The 18,655-nt window shown below is 27.5% G+C and carries 19 protein-coding genes and 1 riboswitch; of the genes, 18 read left to right on the top strand and 1 reads right to left on the bottom strand.

Annotated elements, in window-relative coordinates:
• Positions 1-2 precede the first annotated feature (2 nt).
• The 14 genes from AAT22_RS09095 (at position 3) to AAT22_RS09160 (ending at position 13,710) form a co-directional block, all read left to right on the top strand.
• Entirely contained in the window at positions 3-644 is a 642-nt protein-coding gene (locus AAT22_RS09095) for a V-type ATP synthase subunit D (protein ID WP_016206184.1), read from the top strand.
• Positions 645-823: 179 nt separating this feature from the next.
• Entirely contained in the window at positions 824-1,777 is a 954-nt protein-coding gene (locus tag AAT22_RS09100) for an MraY family glycosyltransferase (RefSeq protein WP_016206183.1), read from the top strand.
• A 198-nt stretch (positions 1,778-1,975) separates the two neighbouring features.
• Positions 1,976-2,503 carry a GNAT family protein gene (locus AAT22_RS09105; RefSeq protein WP_047000966.1) on the top strand — a complete coding sequence of 176 codons (528 nt, stop codon included), beginning with the start codon at positions 1,976-1,978 and terminating at the stop codon, positions 2,501-2,503.
• Positions 2,504-2,582: 79 nt separating this feature from the next.
• Positions 2,583-2,706: riboswitch (SAM riboswitch) on the top strand.
• A gap of 234 nt (positions 2,707-2,940) precedes the next feature.
• Positions 2,941-3,834, top strand: a complete 894-nt coding sequence (gene metF / locus AAT22_RS09110) for a methylenetetrahydrofolate reductase [NAD(P)H] (RefSeq protein WP_016206181.1) — start codon at positions 2,941-2,943, stop codon at positions 3,832-3,834.
• A gap of 56 nt (positions 3,835-3,890) precedes the next feature.
• Positions 3,891-4,349: an S-ribosylhomocysteine lyase gene (locus tag AAT22_RS09115; RefSeq protein ID WP_047000967.1), complete on the top strand. Its 459-nt coding sequence runs from the start codon at positions 3,891-3,893 to the stop codon at positions 4,347-4,349.
• Between the two features lie 246 nt (positions 4,350-4,595).
• Entirely contained in the window at positions 4,596-5,072 is a 477-nt protein-coding gene (locus AAT22_RS09120; RefSeq protein WP_016206179.1) for an NAD(P)H-dependent oxidoreductase subunit E, read from the top strand.
• A gap of 1 nt (position 5,073) precedes the next feature.
• Complete coding sequence (locus tag AAT22_RS09125; protein WP_047000968.1) at positions 5,074-6,978, top strand: NADH-ubiquinone oxidoreductase-F iron-sulfur binding region domain-containing protein; 1,905 nt, start codon at positions 5,074-5,076, stop codon at positions 6,976-6,978.
• 1 nt (position 6,979) lies between these two features.
• The gene (locus AAT22_RS09130; protein WP_047000969.1) at positions 6,980-8,704 is read left to right on the top strand and encodes an NADH-dependent [FeFe] hydrogenase, group A6; all 1,725 of its coding nucleotides are present in this window, start codon (positions 6,980-6,982) and stop codon (positions 8,702-8,704) included.
• Positions 8,705-8,994: 290 nt separating this feature from the next.
• Complete coding sequence (locus AAT22_RS09135) at positions 8,995-9,543, top strand: DUF5317 family protein (RefSeq protein WP_047000970.1); 549 nt, start codon at positions 8,995-8,997, stop codon at positions 9,541-9,543.
• A 27-nt stretch (positions 9,544-9,570) separates the two neighbouring features.
• Positions 9,571-10,035: a hypothetical protein gene (locus tag AAT22_RS09140; protein ID WP_047000971.1), complete on the top strand. Its 465-nt coding sequence runs from the start codon at positions 9,571-9,573 to the stop codon at positions 10,033-10,035.
• Positions 10,032-10,706 (top strand): accessory gene regulator B family protein, encoded by a 675-nt coding sequence (locus AAT22_RS09145; protein WP_047000972.1) that lies wholly within the window; start codon positions 10,032-10,034, stop codon positions 10,704-10,706. The genes AAT22_RS09140 and AAT22_RS09145 overlap by 4 nt, the downstream gene beginning before the upstream one ends.
• Entirely contained in the window at positions 10,690-10,824 is a 135-nt protein-coding gene (locus AAT22_RS09150; protein WP_047000973.1) for a cyclic lactone autoinducer peptide, read from the top strand. The genes AAT22_RS09145 and AAT22_RS09150 overlap by 17 nt, the downstream gene beginning before the upstream one ends.
• A 55-nt stretch (positions 10,825-10,879) precedes the next feature.
• Positions 10,880-12,577, top strand: a complete 1,698-nt coding sequence (locus AAT22_RS09155) for a diguanylate cyclase (protein WP_047000974.1) — start codon at positions 10,880-10,882, stop codon at positions 12,575-12,577.
• A 227-nt stretch (positions 12,578-12,804) separates the two neighbouring features.
• The gene (locus tag AAT22_RS09160; RefSeq protein WP_047000975.1) at positions 12,805-13,710 is read left to right on the top strand and encodes a Gfo/Idh/MocA family oxidoreductase; all 906 of its coding nucleotides are present in this window, start codon (positions 12,805-12,807) and stop codon (positions 13,708-13,710) included.
• Positions 13,711-13,853: 143 nt separating this feature from the next.
• On the opposite strand, the gene AAT22_RS09165 is transcribed toward AAT22_RS09160, so the two are convergent.
• Entirely contained in the window at positions 13,854-14,990 is a 1,137-nt protein-coding gene (locus AAT22_RS09165; protein WP_047000976.1) for an AI-2E family transporter, read from the bottom strand.
• 177 nt (positions 14,991-15,167) lie between these two features.
• Here AAT22_RS09165 and AAT22_RS09170 point away from each other — a divergent pair, with 177 nt between their 5' ends.
• The 4 genes from AAT22_RS09170 to sufC all read left to right on the top strand — a co-directional run bounded on the left by AAT22_RS09170 (position 15,168) and on the right by sufC (position 18,643).
• Positions 15,168-15,758 (top strand): NUDIX hydrolase, encoded by a 591-nt coding sequence (locus tag AAT22_RS09170; protein ID WP_047000977.1) that lies wholly within the window; start codon positions 15,168-15,170, stop codon positions 15,756-15,758.
• Between the two features lie 218 nt (positions 15,759-15,976).
• Positions 15,977-16,960, top strand: coding sequence for an alpha/beta hydrolase (locus AAT22_RS09175; RefSeq protein WP_047000978.1), 984 nt, complete (start codon positions 15,977-15,979; stop codon positions 16,958-16,960).
• 130 nt (positions 16,961-17,090) lie between these two features.
• Positions 17,091-17,642 carry a GNAT family N-acetyltransferase gene (locus AAT22_RS09180; RefSeq protein WP_016206167.1) on the top strand — a complete coding sequence of 184 codons (552 nt, stop codon included), beginning with the start codon at positions 17,091-17,093 and terminating at the stop codon, positions 17,640-17,642.
• A gap of 248 nt (positions 17,643-17,890) precedes the next feature.
• Positions 17,891-18,643: a Fe-S cluster assembly ATPase SufC gene (sufC, locus tag AAT22_RS09185; protein ID WP_016206166.1), complete on the top strand. Its 753-nt coding sequence runs from the start codon at positions 17,891-17,893 to the stop codon at positions 18,641-18,643.
• Positions 18,644-18,655 lie beyond the last annotated feature (12 nt).

Genomic DNA, 18,655 nt, shown 5'->3' on the forward strand with positions numbered 1-18,655 from the left:
CCATGGCAAGATTAAATGTAAATCCTACTAGAATGGAGATGTCTAAGCTGAAAAAAAGATTAGCTACAGCTACAAGAGGACATAAACTTTTAAAGGATAAACAAGATGAGCTTATGAGGCAATTCGTTAATCTTGTCAAATACAATAATGAATTAAGAAAATCTGTAGAAGAAGAATTACAAGGTTCTCTTAAAGATTTTGTTATGGCTAGAGCTGTTATGAGCTCAGAATTTTTAGAAGAAGCAGTAGCTTATCCAAAAGAGAGTATATCTGTTGAAGTAGGAACTAAAAATATAATGAGTGTTAATGTTCCAGAGATGAAATTCCATAGACAGCTTGAGGGAGATGAAGGAAGTATATTTCCATACGGTTTTGCAAGTACATCATCTGAATTAGATGATTCAATAGCTAAGCTATATAAAATATTACCAAAGTTATTAGAACTTGCAGAAGTAGAAAAATCAACTCAGCTTATGGCAGATGAAATAGAAAAGACAAGAAGAAGGGTTAATGCTCTTGAATATATGACCATTCCTTCATTACAAGAAACTATAAAATATATAAGAATGAAGCTGGATGAAAATGAAAGAGGAGCTTTAACTAGACTTATGAAAGTTAAAGATATGATAGAAGCAAGAAATTAAGGAGATGTGAAAACATCTCCTTAATTTTGTTTACATATATAAGCTACATTATATGTTGTTTAATTACATAATAAACGTAACAGTTTTGTAATTGATAAATATGCCTATTAATAGTATAATAAAGTAATGAATTTTAGTAACTTAATGAATGATAGACGTGAGAAATCAAGGAGAAAATTATGATATATGCAATATCCTTTATATTATCTTTTTTGATAGTATATTTAATAACACCAATTTTAATTAAAGTATCTTTTAAATATAGTTTTACAGATAAACCAACTAAAAGAAAAAAGCATGGAAGAGAAATTCCACTTTGTGGTGGCTTATCTATGTTTATAAGCTTCTTTATAGTATATTTTTTTATTAATAGATATACAGCAATAGATGAAAAGTTATGGATATTTGCAGGTGCTTTATTAATATTAGCAATAGGTTTAATAGATGATACTTTTAAGACTAGAGGAAAAGAGTTCCCTATATACCCAAGGTTAATAATTCAATTATTAGCGGCATTTATAGTTTTTAAATCTGGAATAGTGTTTAGAGGATTTACAAATCCATTTACAGGAATTTACATACAATTATCAGGAGTACTACAATTTATACTAACTATGACATGGATCTTTGGCGTAACAACGGTTATAAATTGGTCTGATGGTATGGATGGCTTAGCAGGGGGATTGTCTTTGATATCATCTATAACTTTTGCAGGAGCAGCCATAATATTAAAGCAAAGTGAATCAATTAGTATGTCATTAATAGTATCAGGAGTAACACTGGGCTTTTTAATGTACAATAAATATCCAGCAAAGGTTTTTATGGGAGATTCAGGAGCTAATTTTTTAGGGTTTATCTTAAGTATAATAGCTTTAGATGGAGCTTTTAAACAAGCTACTCTAATGAGTTTATTTATACCTATTTTAGCTCTTGCAATACCTATTTTTGATAATATATTTGTTATAATAAAAAGGTTTTTAGATGGAAAACCTGTGTATCAAGCAGATAGAAGTCAAATACATTATAGATTAGAAGCAAAGGGATTTACTCCAAAGCAAGTTGTAACATATATAAATATGGTTAGCTTAGCATTTAGCATAATTTCAATAGTATTACTTTTAATTAAGAATTAATATTTATTTCAGTGCACGGATGTTTCTATGTTATAGGTAACAGTAATAGGACAGGTAACAGTTAACGGATACAAGTTGTTATATAGATTGCTTCTCAATTTACATCACAACTTGTTTCTTGATACCTGTGTACTTTACCAAAAAACTGTGAACCGCGAATTGTGCATTCTGAACTAATTAATATAAAGGGGGGTTATTATGTACAGTGGTCAGTTAGTAAAACTAAGGGCATATAAGGAAGAAGATATAGAAAAGGCAACAGTATATATAAATGATGAAGAAGTAAAAAAACTTATGGACTCTACAATCCCATTTCCTATGACTAAATGGCAAGAAGAAGAGTGGGTAAGAAGTAGAAAAGCAAATACGGATTTTACTTATGATTTTGCAATTGAGGATTTAAAAACTGGAAAATATATAGGCGGATGCAGTATTAATGAATGTGATGTAAAAAATAGAACTTGTGTAGTGGGTATAATGATTGGAGATAAAGAATATTGGGGCAAGGGATATGGAAGTGATGCACTAAAAGTACTAATCAAGTTTATTTTTGAAGAAGTTAACATGAATAAAATAAAACTTAATGTATTTTCATTTAATAATAGAGCAATAGCATGTTATAAGAAGGTTGGATTTAAAGAAGAAGGAATATTAAAAAAAGAGATATATAGAAATGGAAGATATTATGATGAAATAATTATGGCTATGTTTAAAGATGATAACTAAAGATTAGCCATATTTAATTAATAGTATTATTTACACAAGATATAAAATACTTTATAATTATAAAAAAGAATATACTAAGACTTTATCAAGAGTGGTGGAGGGACTGGCCCTGAGAAACCCGGCAACCTACAAAGGTGAAATGTAATAAGTGATTTTAATTTATATATTTCTATTGTGTGGTGCTAATTCCTGTTAGATAAGGGTAATTTATAGGCAATATATTAATACCCAAGTGTTATCTTTGGGTATTTTTTATTGCCTAAAAAATTATAATAGTTTTTAAAACTTAATTTTGGTGAATTATTCCTATAATTTTCACTACTTCTTATCAAGTATTCACTAAATAAACAACTGTGAATTATGCCTTGTAAACTGTGAACTTAAAAAGTGTTTTGCGCTTTTGTTAAAATATTTAAGCAATAAAATGGGGGGAAAATATGAATATTAAGAATTTATTTAATGAAAAAGAGGTGGTTTTTTCTTTTGAGATATTTCCACCAAAGCAAGAATCAAAAATCGATATAATTTACAATACCTTAGAGGAATTAAAAGATTTAAAGCCAGATTTTATTAGTGTAACTTATGGGGCAGGTGGGAGTTTATCAAAGAATATGACATGTGAAATTTCTTCAGTAGTAAAAAAGAAATATGGTATAGAGGCTTTAGCGCATTTAACTTGTATAAATTCAACTAAAACTCAAGTTGATTATATACTAAATAATTTAAAGGAATCAGGAATAGAAAATATATTGGCATTAAGGGGAGATATTCCAAGTAATTATGATGGAATTAGTGAATTTAATTATGCAAGTGATCTTATAAGTCACATTAAGAAAAGAAATGATTTTAATATAGTGGGAGCTTGTTATCCAGAAGGGCATTTAAATACTGTAGATTTAGATACAGAATTTAAAATTTTGAAGAAAAAGCAAGATTCAGGAGCAACGCATTTAATATCTCAACTGTTTTTTGATAACGAGTATTTTTATAATTTCTTAGATAAAACTAATGAGTACAATATAGATATTCCAATACAAGCAGGAATAATGCCTGTTATTAATACTAAACAAATAAAAAGGATTGTATCGTTATGTGGAGCTAAACTACCTAAAAAGTTCATTAAAATAATGAATAAATACGAATATAATCCAGAAGCCTTAAGAGATGCAGGAATCGCATATGCTATTGAGCAAATAATAGATTTAATATCAAGTGGTGTTGATGGAGTCCATTTATATACAATGAATAATGCATATGTTGCTAAGAGAATAAGTACAAATATATTTTCTATATTGGATACTATTAATAATTGTGAAAAAGTAATAAATTAGTTAATATATATATGATACTAAATAAAAAAGTTAAATATCTATATGGAGGATGAAATATGGAAAAGGTAGAAAGTTTTGAATTAGATCATAGAATAGTTAAAGCTCCTTATATTAGAAAGTGTTGTTTATTAACAGGGGAAAAAGGAGATAAGGTAACTAAATTTGATATTAGATTTTTACAACCTAACAAAGAAGCTTTTGGTACAGCAGCAATGCATGGATTAGAACATCTTCTAGCTCATGAATTAAGAGGAAGATTAGAAGGAATAATAGATTTATCACCAATGGGATGTAGAACAGGATTTTATTTGACTATTTGGGGAGATATAGAACCTTATGAAATAAAGAGTGAATTGGAATTTTCATTAAAAGAAATTTTGAATGCAACAGAAATACCTGCAGCTAATGAAATTCAATGTGGAAACTATAAGGATTTATCATTATTTGGAGCAAAGGAATATGCTAAAGAAGCATTGAAATCTGGTTTTTCACTAAATATCTATGGAGAAGAATAAATTAATAATTAAATTTTAATAACAAAAATAAAAATTATACATAAAAGAGTCATATTCTAATAAATATTATATAGAATATAACTCTTTTATTTTTATGTATAAATTATAATAGAACATAATATTAAATAAATAAAGTGAATATATAAATTTTTACATATTTCAAAATAAATAGAAATATGATACCATTTAATTATTAAAATATTTTGAAAATTTATAATATTAAGAAAAAGATACGGGGGAGATAGTTTGAGAAATACATGTGGTAAATTTAAGGAGTTAGAATTATTTATCCAGAATGGGAATGATGATGAAAGTTCTTTGATTGCGGTACTTCATCATGCACAAGGCTTATATGGATATTTAGGAAGAGAGGTTCAGGAGTATATTGCTTCTATGCTAAATATACCAGCATCTAAAGTATATGGTGTAGTAACATTTTATTCCTATTTTTCAACCGAACCAAAAGGCAAATATGTAATAAGTATATGTACAGGAACTGCTTGTTTTGTAAGAGGAGCTTGTGATATATTAGAGGATTTTAAAAAAATATTAGGCATAAAAGAAGGCGAAACTACCAAAGATGGATTATTTACTTTAGATACTTTAAGATGTGTCGGATCATGTGCTATTGCACCAGTAGTGCTTGTAAATGATAAAGTTTATGGATATTTTACTAAACCTCAAGTAAATGAATTAATAAATAATCTAAGGGAGCAAGGTTAATATGGAGAGAATAAATAATTACAATGATTTATTAGAAAGAGTTCAAGAATTTAAAAAGAATATAGAGGTTAGAGAGAATCCTGAAAAATATAATAATGGTGAAATAAAAGAAAGACATATATTAATTTGTGGAGGACCAGGATGTAAAGCTTCAAATGCTGATAATATTAGCAGAGCTTTCAATGAAGAAATAGATAGGCTAAATTTAAAAGATGAAATTAAAGTAATAATGACGGGATGCTTTGGATTTTGTGCAAAAGGCCCAGTAATAGAAATTATGCCAGATAAGGTATTTTATATAAAGGTAACAGAAGAGGACGTTAAAGAAATAATAGAAAGTCATATTTTAGAGGGAAGAGTAGTTGAGAGATTACTTTATGAAGATAAAGAAACAAAAGAAAGAATAAAAGTAAAAGAAGATATTCCTTTTTATAAAAAGCAAGTAAAAATAGCACTAAAAAACTGTGGAGTTATAGATCCAGAAAATATGGAAGAAGCTTTAGGGATAGGAGCTTATACAGCGTTAGGCAAAGTATTAACAACTATGACACAAGAAGATGTTATAAAGGAAATTAGTGAATCAGGACTTAGAGGCCGAGGAGGCGGAGGATTTCCAACAGGTAGAAAGTGGGAAGCTGCAAGAAGAGCAAAAGGTGATGTAAAATATGTAATCTGTAATGCTGATGAAGGCGATCCAGGAGCATTTATGGATAGAGCAATATTAGAGGGTGACCCTAATTCAGTTTTAGAAGCAATGGCTATTTGTGGATATGCTATTGGATCAAGTAAGGGTTATATATATATAAGAGCGGAATATCCTCTAGCTGTTCAAAGGTTGAAAATAGCTTTAAAACAAGCAAGAGAAATAGGTGTGCTAGGAGACAATATATTAAATACAGGATTTAAATTTGATATAGAAATAAAATATGGAGCAGGAGCATTTGTGTGTGGAGAAGCAACAGCATTAATTCACTCAATAGAAGGATTAAGAGGAGAGCCTACCATGAAGCCACCGAGAACTTCTGAAAAGGGATTATGGCAAAGGCCTACATGTGTTAATAACGTGGAAACTTTCGCAAATGTTAGTCAAATAATTAACAAAGGTTCTGAATGGTATAGCTCAATAGGAGCGGAGAAATCTACAGGAACTAAAGTTTTTGCTTTAGCAGGAAATATTAATAATGTTGGGCTTGTGGAGGTTCCTATGGGAATTCCATTAAGAGATATTGTATATGAAATAGGTGGAGGAATTATAGATGATAAAGAATTAAAAGCAATACAAACAGGAGGACCTTCAGGTGGGTGTATTCCAATTGAATATTTAGATCTCCCTATAGAATATGATACTTTAACAGAGATAGGTTCTATGATGGGATCAGGTGGAATGATAGTAATGGATGAAGATAATTGTATGGTTGATATTGCTAAGTTTTATTTAGAATTTAGTGTAGACGAGTCATGTGGTAAATGTACTCCATGTAGAATAGGTAATAAAAGAATATTAGAATTTTTGAAGAAGATAACAAATGGAACAGCAGTAGAAGAAGATTTGGAAAAAATGGAAGAGCTTTGTGAGGTAGTTAAAGATGCTTCTCTTTGTGGATTAGGGGAATCTGCACCAAATCCAGTTTTGAGTACATTAAAGTTTTTCAAAGATGAATATAAGGAACATGTAATAGATAAAAAATGTGTTGCAGGAGTTTGTAAAGGACTTGTTAAATATGAGATTACTGATGAATGTATAGGATGTACCAAGTGTCTAAGAGCCTGTCCTGTACTGGCTATTAAAGGAAAAATTAGAGAAAAGCATAAAATTGACATAGATAAATGTATTAGATGTGGTTTATGCTACGAAGCATGTCCAACTAAGGCCATAATAAAAACTAGCTTAGGAGGTGAAGCTTAAAATGGTTAATATAAAAATTAATGGAATAAATTTAGAAGTTGAAAAAGGTAGTAGTATTTTAGAAGCTGCAAAAAAGATAAATATAAATTTACCAACACTGTGTCATATGTATATGGCAGATGGGGAAACGAGAAATTGTAAGGGGACTTGTAGAGTTTGTGTTGTAGAAGTAGAGGGGTGGAGTGGATTAGCACCATCATGTGCAACAGAAGTGAAAGAAGGAATGTCAATAAAGACTAATTCTATAAAAGCAATTAAAGCAAGAAGGATTATAACAGAGTTGTTATTATCAAATCACCCTAAGGACTGCTTAAATTGTGATAAGAATACAAATTGTGAGCTACAAAAGTTAGCTTCAGATTTAGGTGTAGATGAAAAAAAATATGAAGGAGAAATGGTAAACTTTGATTTAGATTTTTCTGACGGATTTATTAGAGATAGAGAAAAATGCATTTTATGTAGAAGATGTATTACAGCTTGCAATGATGTTCAAAAGGTACATGCTATAACTGCAGCTAACAGAGGATTTGGAACTAATGTATCAACTTTTTCTAATGATCCAATAAAAGATACAAACTGCACATATTGCGGTCAATGCGTAGCAGTCTGTCCAACAGGAGCTTTAAGAGAAAAAAGTGATTACAAAAAGGTATGGGAATTATTAGATGACGATAATAAATATGTTGTAGCGCAAATAGCACCTGCTGTGAGATCTGCTCTTGCTGAAGAATTTGGGTTAGAATCAGGAGAATTATCTACAGGGAAAATCATAACTGCATTAAAATTGCTATCATTTAATTCTGTATTTGATACAAATTTTGCAGCAGACTTAACCATAATGGAAGAGGCTAATGAATTTATAGAAAGATTTACTGTAGGAGAAAATTTACCTCTTATTACGAGTTGTTGTCCAGCTTGGATAAATTATGCAGAAAATAATTATCTAGAAAATATCAATCTTGTATCAAGTTGTAAATCCCCTCAACAAATGTTTGGAGCTATAGCTAAAAATTATCTTCCAAAAAAATTATCTGTAAAAAGGGAAAATTTGAAAGTTGTATCAATTATGCCATGCATAGCTAAGAAGTTTGAAGCAAATAGAAAAGAAATGATAAGTAATGATGGAATAAAGGATGTAGATCTAGTTATAACTACTAGAGAACTAGCTAAAATTATAAAAGAGGCAGGAATAGATATAATTAATTTAAAGGACTCAGAATTTGATAATCCGTTAGGGGTATCAAGTGGAGCAGGTACTATATTTGGAACTAGTGGAGGGGTCATGGAGGCTGCTCTTAGAACTTCCTATGAATGGATGACTGGAATGACACTAGAAAAAATAGATTTTGAAAATGTAAGAGGTTTAGAAGGAATTAAGGAGGCTAAAATAGATATAAATGGAAGAGAAGTTAATATAGCAGTTGTTAGTTCATTAGGAAATGCTAAAAAGGTTATGGATGATATAAAGTCAGGAAAATCTAAGTATCATTTTATAGAGGTTATGGCATGTCCTGGGGGATGTATTGACGGAGGAGGACAACCGTTTATAAAATCTAATAGAGAAATTCTAAAAAGGAGAATGGAAGCAATATACAATGAAGATAAAAATAAAAATATTAGAAAAGCTCATGAGAATCCCATGATACAAAAGTTATATGAAGACTTTTTACAAAAGCCCAATAGTTATATAGCGCATCAAATATTACACATCAGCCACAAAAAATAGTAAATAATAGGCTTAACTATATAGATTTAAATCTATAGCTAGCTCAAATCCATATAATTAAAGTTTTATAAAATAATATAGCTTAAGATAGGGGATAAAGAAGAAATTTATCCCCTATTCTAATATAATTAATTAGAATAGACAAAATATTGGCAAAAATATCAAAAAGCCCTCTTTTAATCAAAAAAACTATGGAAAAGAATAACAATAAATAGTATAATTAGTATGATAAATATATAGGCTTAAAATTTAATTATATATAAGTCATTTTATAGTAGGAGAGGTAATATATGCTAGAAACTATAATGATTTCACTTATATTTTGTAAGGTAAAAGGTTTAAAAATAAAGCCTTTATTTAAAAATTGGACAATATACCCGGTTATGTTTATGGAGCTGATTTACATAATAATGCAAGTGAATATTTATCTTGAAAATTATTCAGTAATAAATTATGTAGGTGTACTAAAAACCATGTATTTATGTTCATATTTACCATTGATATTTAAGTATAACCAATATATATCAGCTATAATTGGAGCTGGATTTGTTATAATTGGAGGTATATTGAATGATATAGCAATATCGGTAAATAATGGATATATGCCAGTATTCCCTACGGTGTCATATCTAACAGGATATGCAAAAGCAGATTCATTTAGTAGAGTAAATGATATACATATATTAGGAGATTCAACAACTAAGTTAAAGATACTAACAGATATAATTGATGTTGGATATAGTGTTCTTAGTATAGGAGATGTATTTATAAGAGTGTATGTATTCATAATAATTTATAATGTAGTAAAACTACTAAATACAACAAAAGAGAAAAATTAAAATAAACAATTAAGAGGGAGAAAAAATATGTTAAGACTGTATCCAATAGAATTCTTTTTAAGGGCAATACCAGAAAGTTTTATAGTTATATTTGCAATCTATATCTTCTCAAAAACAGAAATAAATAAAAAAAGATATTTAATAACGAGTATAACATTTTCTTTAATTATTTATATCGTTAGAATGTTACCAATAAGCTATGGAGTACATATGATTTTATCTGTTTTATTTTTATTATTTATAATGGCTTATTACAATAAATTAGATGTTATCAATGCAATAAAAAGTATTATACTTGTATATTTAATTCAGCTAATATCTGAAGCAATAAATGTCTTAATGCTTAATTTTATGAAGTTTGATTTGGAAACTTTACTTAAAGATCCGATTAGTAAAACTATATTAGGAATACCGTCATTAGCAATTACAGCAATTATGATATCAATTTTTTATATTATAAATAAAAAAAGAAGGAAGCTTAAAAAAATATGAATTTAGAATTAATATGTAAAAATATATCAATTAATTTAAAAAATCAATTAAATTTAGATGAGGATAAAGCTAGTATTATTGAATATGGGCTATTTGCATTTTTTCATATGAGTATATCAATATTATTAGTAGCAGTAATAGGATTAATATTTAATGTAATGATTGAAGCTTTAATAATTTCTTTTGTTGTAGCTATTTTAAGAAAATTTTCAGGTGGGGCACATGCAAGTACAGCACTTAACTGTGCAATAGTTGGAGTATTAATATCTATAATACCAGCTTATATAACTAAAAATCTAAATTTTAATATTAATTATATAATTTTTACAGGAATTCCTTTGTATATAATTTCACTTATCATTGTTTATAAATTAGCACCAGTAGATAGCCCTAATAAACCGATAAAAAAGCAAAAAAAAATAAAAAAGTTAAAAAAAGGCTCTATTATATTATTATCTATTTATATGATTATTGTAGCTTTTAATGTGATTATATATTATATAAGCAAGAATCATATATTTTTAGTATATTCAGCTTGTATATATATAGGAATGTTATGGCAAGTATTTACTTTAACTAAATATGGTCATATTTTAGTTAATATAGTAGATTCTTTATTTATAAAAATTTTTAAGATATTAAGGGGGGAAAAAAATGAAAAGATTAAATAACAAAGTATTAATGGCAGTTGCCGCTTTTGCTACAGTAATTGCATCTGTAGTATCTACATCAGCATGTTTCTGGGCTATGTATCAACCAGAGGAGCCAAAGGCTTTAAGAGATGAGTAATTAAATAAAGATCGGATTTTCCGATCTTTATTTAAATAATTATGAGGTGAACAATTTGAATAAAATAAATAAAGATAAGAGAAAACAAATAAATGATATGGTTTCAATAGTAAAATTAGCATCATTAATGTTCACAGCCATTATATTTTTCCAGTATTTTTTTAATAATAATGAATTTTTAGACAATTTGGTGTATCAACAAATTATGTTCATGGCCTTAGGAGGGGTAATGCTATTATTATTAGCAATATATATGTTATGGTCATTTTCATTAAATGGTAAACTTAATAAGAGTAAATATAGGAAAATTATTTTTATAGAAAATTTAGCTTTTATAGCAATGTTTTTGGGAACAGTTATATTTTCGGGAGCTTATCAAAGTGAATATAAATATATATTTTTATTTATAATAACCAGTTCAACTATACAGTTAGGATTAAAAAGTGGAATAACTATTGCAGGAATATCATCATTAGCAATATTAATAATGGATATAGTATGTATGCCTAATGTTGCGGTTAATAAAAACTTTCAAAATGATTTGATATTATCAGGAATATTTTTACTTACAGCTTGGCCTTTAGGGTTTTATGTAAAAATTGAGGGCGAGCATATAAGTAAATTGGAAGATTTGGTTAATAAGGATGGATTAACAGGTGTATTTAATCATAGATATTTTCATGATTCATTAAAAGAGAAAATAATATTATCAGAGAAAAATGGTGAGCCAATTTCTATGATATTTGTTGATATAGATTATTTCAAGCACTACAATGACCTATATGGACACCAAAGAGGAGATGAAGTATTAAGAACTATAGGAAATATATTAAAGAAAAATATAAGGAGTACAGATATCGCAGCCAGATATGGTGGGGAGGAATTTGCTTTAATATTACCAAATACTACAGAAGAGCAAGCATTATTAATAGCTGATAGAATAAGATCTGTAATAGAGAAAACTAAGTTTTATGGTGAGGAAAATCAGCCAAGTGGAGTTTTGACAGCATCTATGGGGGTTTCAGTTTTTCCAGTTAAAGCTAAAAGTGATATAGAACTTATAAAAAGTGCAGATGATGCATTATATAGAGCAAAATTCTTTAACAAAAATCGAGTTGAAACATATACATCTATATTAGATGATTTAAAAAATGATATTGATGAAAGAGATGTGGAATTAGTTACATCAATCAAAACACTTATAAGTGTAATTAATGCTAAAGATAGATATACATATGGACATTCAGAAAGAGTAGTACTGTATAGTAGATTATTAGCTCAAAAGTTAAGTTTAAGCAAAGAGGAAGAAGATACATTAATATATGGAGCTTATATGCATGATATTGGTAAAATTAATATAGCGCAAGATATATTAATGAAAAAAATGCCACTATTACCTGAGGAATGGAATATGCTAAAACAACATCCGGAAAATGGTGTAGAAATAATAAAGCCTGTAAAATCATTGCAAAATATGATTCCAATAATATTACATCATCATGAAAAATATAATGGAACAGGTTATCCTGGAAATCTAAAAGGAGAAGAAATACCTTATTTAGCAAGAGTTTTAACTGTAGTGGATAGTTTTGATGCTATGACTTCAAATAGACCCTATAATAAAAGAAAAACTTATGAAGAAGCTATTATAGAGTTAAGAAAGTTTAGTGGAATTCAATTTGATCCTATTATTGCAGAAAAATTTATAGAAGTAATAGAAGAAAATAAAGATAGATTAGATAGCCTTGTTTAATTTTGCGAAGCAAAATAGTGAAGAAGGAAAGAGTGAAAGAGTGAAAAAAGTTAAGGAAAAAATCCTTAAGGGATTTTCGAATAAAGAGTGCTTTGCACAAGCTGAATTTAAGTTTTATGGAGAAAAACACTCTTAACTTTTCACTCTTTCATTATTAACTTTTCACTAAAAAATTGCTTCATAATTCATAATATATAATAAAAGCATTTTATAGAGGGGTGAAAGCAATGAAAATAGGAATAATTGGTTTAGGCAATATATGCGAAAAAGCATATTTACCTGTCATTACAGCTAAAGAAGAAGTAGAACTAGTATTTTGTACTCGTAATAAAGAAAAATTAGATAGTTTATCAAAAAAATATAGAATTAATGAATCTGTATCTTCAGTTGATGATTTAATTAATATGAACATTGATGCAGCTTTCGTTCATACAGCTACAGAAAGCCATGTAGAGATAATAGAAAAGTTATTAAATAATAATATTCATGTTTATGTTGATAAGCCAATAAGCTATAATTATGAAGAGAGTTTAAGGATATGTAAATTAGCTAAAGATGTTAATAAGATATTAATGGTAGGTTTTAATAGAAGATTTGCACCAATGTATTCTGATCTTAAAAATTATGGAACTCCTTCAGTTATTAAATTAGAAAAAAATAGAGTAAATAGTCCCAAGTCACCTGAAGTATTTGTTTTAGATGATTTTATCCATGTTATAGATACTTTAAGATTTTTAATGGATGACGATATAGAAAATATAATTGTAAATGGATTAAAGAAAAATGAATTGATTTATAATCTTGTTGTTACAATGACAAATAAAAATACTACATGTATAGCAATGATGAATAGAGATGGTGGAGCAAATGAAGAAGAATTAGAGTACACTTCATGTGGAAAAAAGGTAATAGTTAGAAATTTAATGAATTCAAAGATACTTATAAATAATATGGAAGAAAATAAAACGTTTAAAGATTGGGATAGTATATTATATAGAAGAGGATTTGAAAGTATAATAAACGAATTTATTAATGCGGCGAGACTAGGAATTCAGCCTAATCCAACAATAGAAGATGCTATAAAGACTCATAAAATATGTGATGAAATATTAAATGAAATAGATAATATATAAAAAAGGCAAGGAACAATATATAATATTTTGTAAAATAAGTTATTATTATTGTTCCTTAAGTTTTAAATTGGACATATATAAGTTTAAGTTACTTGTATCGAAAGTAAGTTATAAGAAACATTATATATGTCTAATTTTTTTTATTATAAATTGATTTGTTTTGAATCTAATCGTTTATTTGTGTACTCTCTTATAAGTTGGTAAGCCACACTAAATACTGGTATTCCAATTAGCATACCAATTAAGCCAAGGGTACTACCACCAACTAACATGGCTAACATAACCCAAATTGCTGGAAGTCCAACAGAATTTCCCACAACTTTAGGATATATAACATTTCCCTCAAATTGTTGCAAACATAATATGAACACGATAAACCATAATGCTTGCATTGGATTTATTAGAAGAATTAGAAATACAGAAGGAATTGTGCCAATAAATGCACCAAAAACCGGAATCAATGCTGTAACTCCAACAAGAACACTAACTAATAAGGAGTAAGGCATAGAAAAAATATTCATACCTAAAAAACATAAAAATCCAAGTATAACAGCTTCAATACATTGACCTGTTATAAATTTAGAAAAAGTAATATTAGAAAGTCTAACAACTCTAATTAACTTATCAGATAATGGCTTAGATACAAAAGCATATAACATTTTTTTTGAATGATATAATAAGGTTTCTTTGCTAGCAAGCATATAAATAGTTAAAACTATTGAAAGAGCAAAATTTACAACGCCACTAGTAATAGAAATGGTTGTAGTTAATATACTTGTAAGGGATGTTGTTAGTAAACCACCAACTATTGTTAATAATTCCTTCCAAGTTGTAATTAAAGTATCGTATGCATTTTGTAATATTTCTGCTGATGATATATATTGATTTATTATTTTCTCAAAAGATCTTATATAATCAGGAACAGCATTTAAAAGTGTAGAAATGCTTGATATAAGCTCAGGAATAACAAATAAAGCCAGTGCTATTACAAGTCCTATAACAGTAATAAATGTCGCTAGAATAGATAATGGCCTCTTTAGCTTTCTTACATAACCTGATTTTTGTTTATCTAATAAGTTGAATACTTTATTTTCAAAGAAAGTCATTGGCAAGTTTAAAATAAAAGCTATACAAAAGGCAATAATAAATGGCTTAAGTATACTTATAATGTTTCCAAAAGTACTAAGTACAGATTTAATATTTAAAAGAATGAAATAAAGAGCTATTAAATATGTTCCAAGTAGAATATTCTGTTTAAGCTTATTACTTATATTTTTCAAGTTTTAAAATCCTCCATTGTTTAAAATTATATTATAATTTTAAATGAATAAGAGTAAGAATACTAGTGATAAAGGCTAAAATATTTGTAAAATAAAAGAAAAATATATATAATTAATTATAATAGCATAGTGCAGATTATTAATTTAAACATATATAAAGGTAAGGAAGTTGAGAAAATGAGTAAAGTAAAGTTAGAGAATATAAAATTATTAGCAGATACTAAATATTTAAAGTTATACAATGCAGAGTATAAAAATAAATATGGAGCTTTGAGAAATTGGACTATAGCATCTAGAAAAGATTTAGATACTATAAATAACAAGTTTTTTCATGGGGCAGAAGATAAAATTGATGCAGTAGTAATAATAGCTAAGCACATTAAAGAAGATAAGTTAGTAGTAATAAGACAATTTAGAGTTCCTATAAATGATTATGTAATAGAATTACCAGCTGGACTTGTTGATAATAATGAAGAATTTGAAGAAGCAACTAAAAGAGAATTAAAAGAAGAAACAGGACTAGATCTAGTAAATATAGATTATAATAGAACAAAAGAAAAAGTATATGTTTCAGTAGGGATGACGGATGAATCTGTAGCACTTGTTTCATGTACTTGCGATGGTATTATTTCCAAGGAAAATCTAGAAGCAGATGAGGATATAGAAGCTATACTGATTTCTAAAGAAGAGGCAAAAGAACTTTTAAAGTCAAATGAAAATATAGATGTTAAAGCACTTCTGGCAATACAAAGCTTTATATTAAGCTAACTAATAGATGATGACGTACAATTTTTATAATCTAAATTAAGGGGATGTCTGTGGCATTCCCTAATTACTTTATTAAGATTTATAGTTGATATGCGTAAAGTTACGTTGATCTGAATTGAATTTATTCAATAAGGAAACATACATATCTCTACTTTTTAAATAAAATTTCATAAAAGAGACAAAATATTAAGGACTAACTGTGTATAGGAGTGCTTAATATGAAATACAAAAGTATAAAGAGTAATAGAGAATATTTCTATAATTTTGGAATGGATGAAGATATAGTAGATGAAGTAAAAAAAAGACTTTCTTATATAAAAGAGTCAGGATATTTTATGGGAGAAAATGATATAAAAATATATTATGAAAAGTATAAAGCTAAAAATCAAATAGGAAAAATAGTTATATCCCACGGCTTTACAGAGTGTATAGAAAAGTATAGAGAGATAATATATTATTTTATAAAAGAAGGTTATTCAGTATTTATAATGGAACATAGAGGTCATGGACGTTCAGGTAGATTAGGCAAAAAACATGAAAGCCAAATAAACATAGAAGATTTCAATTATTATGTAAATGATTTTAAAGTATTTATAGATAAGATAGTAATTAAAAATACTGATAAGATATATTTATATTCTCACTCTATGGGAGGTACAATAGGGGTGATGTTTTTAGAAAAATATCCAGGAAGCTTCAAAAAAGCTATTTTATCTTGTCCGATGTTAGAAATAGCAATAGGAAACATCCCTAATTTTATAGCGAGAATTATAGCTAAAGTAAGCATATTATTAGGTAAAGGTGATGAATTTATATTTGGAAATATGCCATTTGAAAGTACTTACGATTTTATTTTAGCTTCAACATCAAATGAATTTAGATATAACGTATATTATAGAGAAATAATAAGCAATGAGAAGATACAAAGAGGTGGAGGTTCATTTAGGTGGCTTTATGAATCATTAAAATCTTTTAAATATATATTTAAAAGAGAAAATTTAGAAAAAATTGATATACCAGTTTTGATTTTTCAAGCAGGAAAAGATTCTTTAGTAGGTGCAAGAGGAGAAAATAAATTCTCAAGAAAGTGCAAAAGTTGTGAGCTTGTTAGATTTGAAAATGGAAAGCACGAACTCTATTTAGAAAATGATGATATATTAATACCTTACTTAGAAAAAATATTTAAATTTTTAAGTGATTAATTAAAAAAATATTAAAGAATTAAAAATAGATTTATTAATAGGTTAAAAATAAAACTAATCTCCTTTTATTATTAACAATAATATTGTAAATGAAATATGATATTATATAAAACATAAGGAGGGATGTAAAATGATAGATATACTAAGGTTAAAAAATAAAAATGGAAATATAGTTAATGCTAAATACAAAGAGCTTGATTTAAGCTATATAGATCAAATAATAGAGTTACAAGAAATTATAATGCAAGATTTAGATGACAAACAATTATATGCCCCTACAGAGAGAGAGGAATTTATAGAATATTTTCAAAAAGGTGCAAAAATAATTGGTTATTTAAATGAAGAAGAAGAATTAATTGCTATGGCCGTTTATATAAAAAAGGGATATGATAAAGGTAATTATGGGTATGATTTAGATTTAGAAGGTGAGAACTTACTTAAAGTTGGTCAAGTTGAGTCAACAGTAGTTAGAAGTGATTATAGAGGAAATGGACTTCAACGAATACTTTGCGAAAAAATAGAGGATATAGCTAAAAATGAAAAAGTTAAACTATTAACTTCAACAGCTTCCCCATATAATAAATATAGTGTTAATACTTTTGAAAAATTAGGCTATAAAATCGAAAAAGAAAAAATCAAATATGGTGGCTTAAGAAGATATGTATTAGCAAAAGAATTATAAAATATATGTTAAATTATGTAAAAAAAGGCTTATTCCTTTGAATAGCCTTATTTTTTTGCATAAAAATAAAATAAAAGTAGAAATGTAAAGCTAATAAAAGTTATTGGCAAATAATCATGTCATATAGGTAAAATTAAAAAAAATATAATTTGATTAAATCAGAGCTATTTAGTATGATATAATTAATTCAGACTGAAATAATAGGAATTGATTTAAATTCACATAAAACACGTTAAGGAGATGTAAATATGAGTGATGTTTTATTAAATATAGATGGGTTAAAAACAGCAGTAGAAGGCAAAGAAATTTTAAAGGGATTGAACTTAAAAATAAATAAAGGTGAAATTCACGTAATAATGGGACCAAATGGTGCAGGAAAGTCAACATTAGCTAATACATTAATGGCTCATCCAAAATATAAACAAGTTGAAGGTGAGATTACATTTGAAGGTGAAGATATAACGGAATTAAAAACTGATGAAAGAGCAAAAAAAGGCTTATTCTTATCCTTCCAACATCCAGAAGAAGTACCAGGTATAACTGTAGAAAACTTTATAAGAAGTGCAAAAATAGCTAAGGATGGACAATTAATTAAATTCTTAAAGTTTGATAAAGATTTAAAGAATAATATGAAAGAATTAAAAATTGATAATGAATATTCAAAGAGATATTTAAATGTAGGTTTTTCTGGTGGAGAAAAGAAAAAGAACGAAATATTACAAATGCTTATGCTAAGTCCTAAGCTTGCAATATTAGATGAAACTGACTCAGGGCTAGATGTAGATGCAATAAGAGTAGTTTCTCAAGGTATAAAGATGTTTGCAAATGAAAATAACGGAGTTTTAATAATAACTCACAATACTAAGATACTTGAAAATTTAGAAGCTGATTATGTTCATGTTTTAGTTAATGGGAAAATAGTTAAAACTGGAGATGCATCTTTGGCTAAAGAAATTGAAAAAGATGGATATGAAGCTTTTAAAATAGAAGCATCAGTATAGTGTGGAGGTGAG

The organism is Clostridium sp. C8 (assembly GCF_001010885.1).
Classification (GTDB): domain Bacteria; phylum Bacillota; class Clostridia; order Clostridiales; family Clostridiaceae; genus Clostridium; species Clostridium sartagoforme.

What these genes read in the sequence shown, in the direction of transcription:
- sufC (WP_016206166.1), top strand. Translation starts at nt 17,891, where the DNA reads ATGAGTGATGTTTTATTAAATATAGATGGGTTAAAAACAGCAGTAGAA.
- AAT22_RS09175 (WP_047000978.1), top strand. Translation starts at nt 15,977, where the DNA reads ATGAAATACAAAAGTATAAAGAGTAATAGAGAATATTTCTATAATTTT.
- AAT22_RS09115 (WP_047000967.1), top strand. Translation starts at nt 3,891, where the DNA reads ATGGAAAAGGTAGAAAGTTTTGAATTAGATCATAGAATAGTTAAAGCT.
- metF (WP_016206181.1), top strand. Translation starts at nt 2,941, where the DNA reads ATGAATATTAAGAATTTATTTAATGAAAAAGAGGTGGTTTTTTCTTTT.
- AAT22_RS09135 (WP_047000970.1), top strand. Translation starts at nt 8,995, where the DNA reads ATGCTAGAAACTATAATGATTTCACTTATATTTTGTAAGGTAAAAGGT.
- AAT22_RS09100 (WP_016206183.1), top strand. Translation starts at nt 824, where the DNA reads ATGATATATGCAATATCCTTTATATTATCTTTTTTGATAGTATATTTA.
- AAT22_RS09145 (WP_047000972.1), top strand. Translation starts at nt 10,032, where the DNA reads ATGAATTTAGAATTAATATGTAAAAATATATCAATTAATTTAAAAAAT.
- AAT22_RS09170 (WP_047000977.1), top strand. Translation starts at nt 15,168, where the DNA reads ATGAGTAAAGTAAAGTTAGAGAATATAAAATTATTAGCAGATACTAAA.
- AAT22_RS09140 (WP_047000971.1), top strand. Translation starts at nt 9,571, where the DNA reads ATGTTAAGACTGTATCCAATAGAATTCTTTTTAAGGGCAATACCAGAA.
- AAT22_RS09160 (WP_047000975.1), top strand. Translation starts at nt 12,805, where the DNA reads ATGAAAATAGGAATAATTGGTTTAGGCAATATATGCGAAAAAGCATAT.
- AAT22_RS09150 (WP_047000973.1), top strand. Translation starts at nt 10,690, where the DNA reads ATGAAAAGATTAAATAACAAAGTATTAATGGCAGTTGCCGCTTTTGCT.
- AAT22_RS09180 (WP_016206167.1), top strand. Translation starts at nt 17,091, where the DNA reads ATGATAGATATACTAAGGTTAAAAAATAAAAATGGAAATATAGTTAAT.
- AAT22_RS09105 (WP_047000966.1), top strand. Translation starts at nt 1,976, where the DNA reads ATGTACAGTGGTCAGTTAGTAAAACTAAGGGCATATAAGGAAGAAGAT.
- AAT22_RS09095 (WP_016206184.1), top strand. Translation starts at nt 3, where the DNA reads ATGGCAAGATTAAATGTAAATCCTACTAGAATGGAGATGTCTAAGCTG.
- AAT22_RS09130 (WP_047000969.1), top strand. Translation starts at nt 6,980, where the DNA reads ATGGTTAATATAAAAATTAATGGAATAAATTTAGAAGTTGAAAAAGGT.
- AAT22_RS09125 (WP_047000968.1), top strand. Translation starts at nt 5,074, where the DNA reads ATGGAGAGAATAAATAATTACAATGATTTATTAGAAAGAGTTCAAGAA.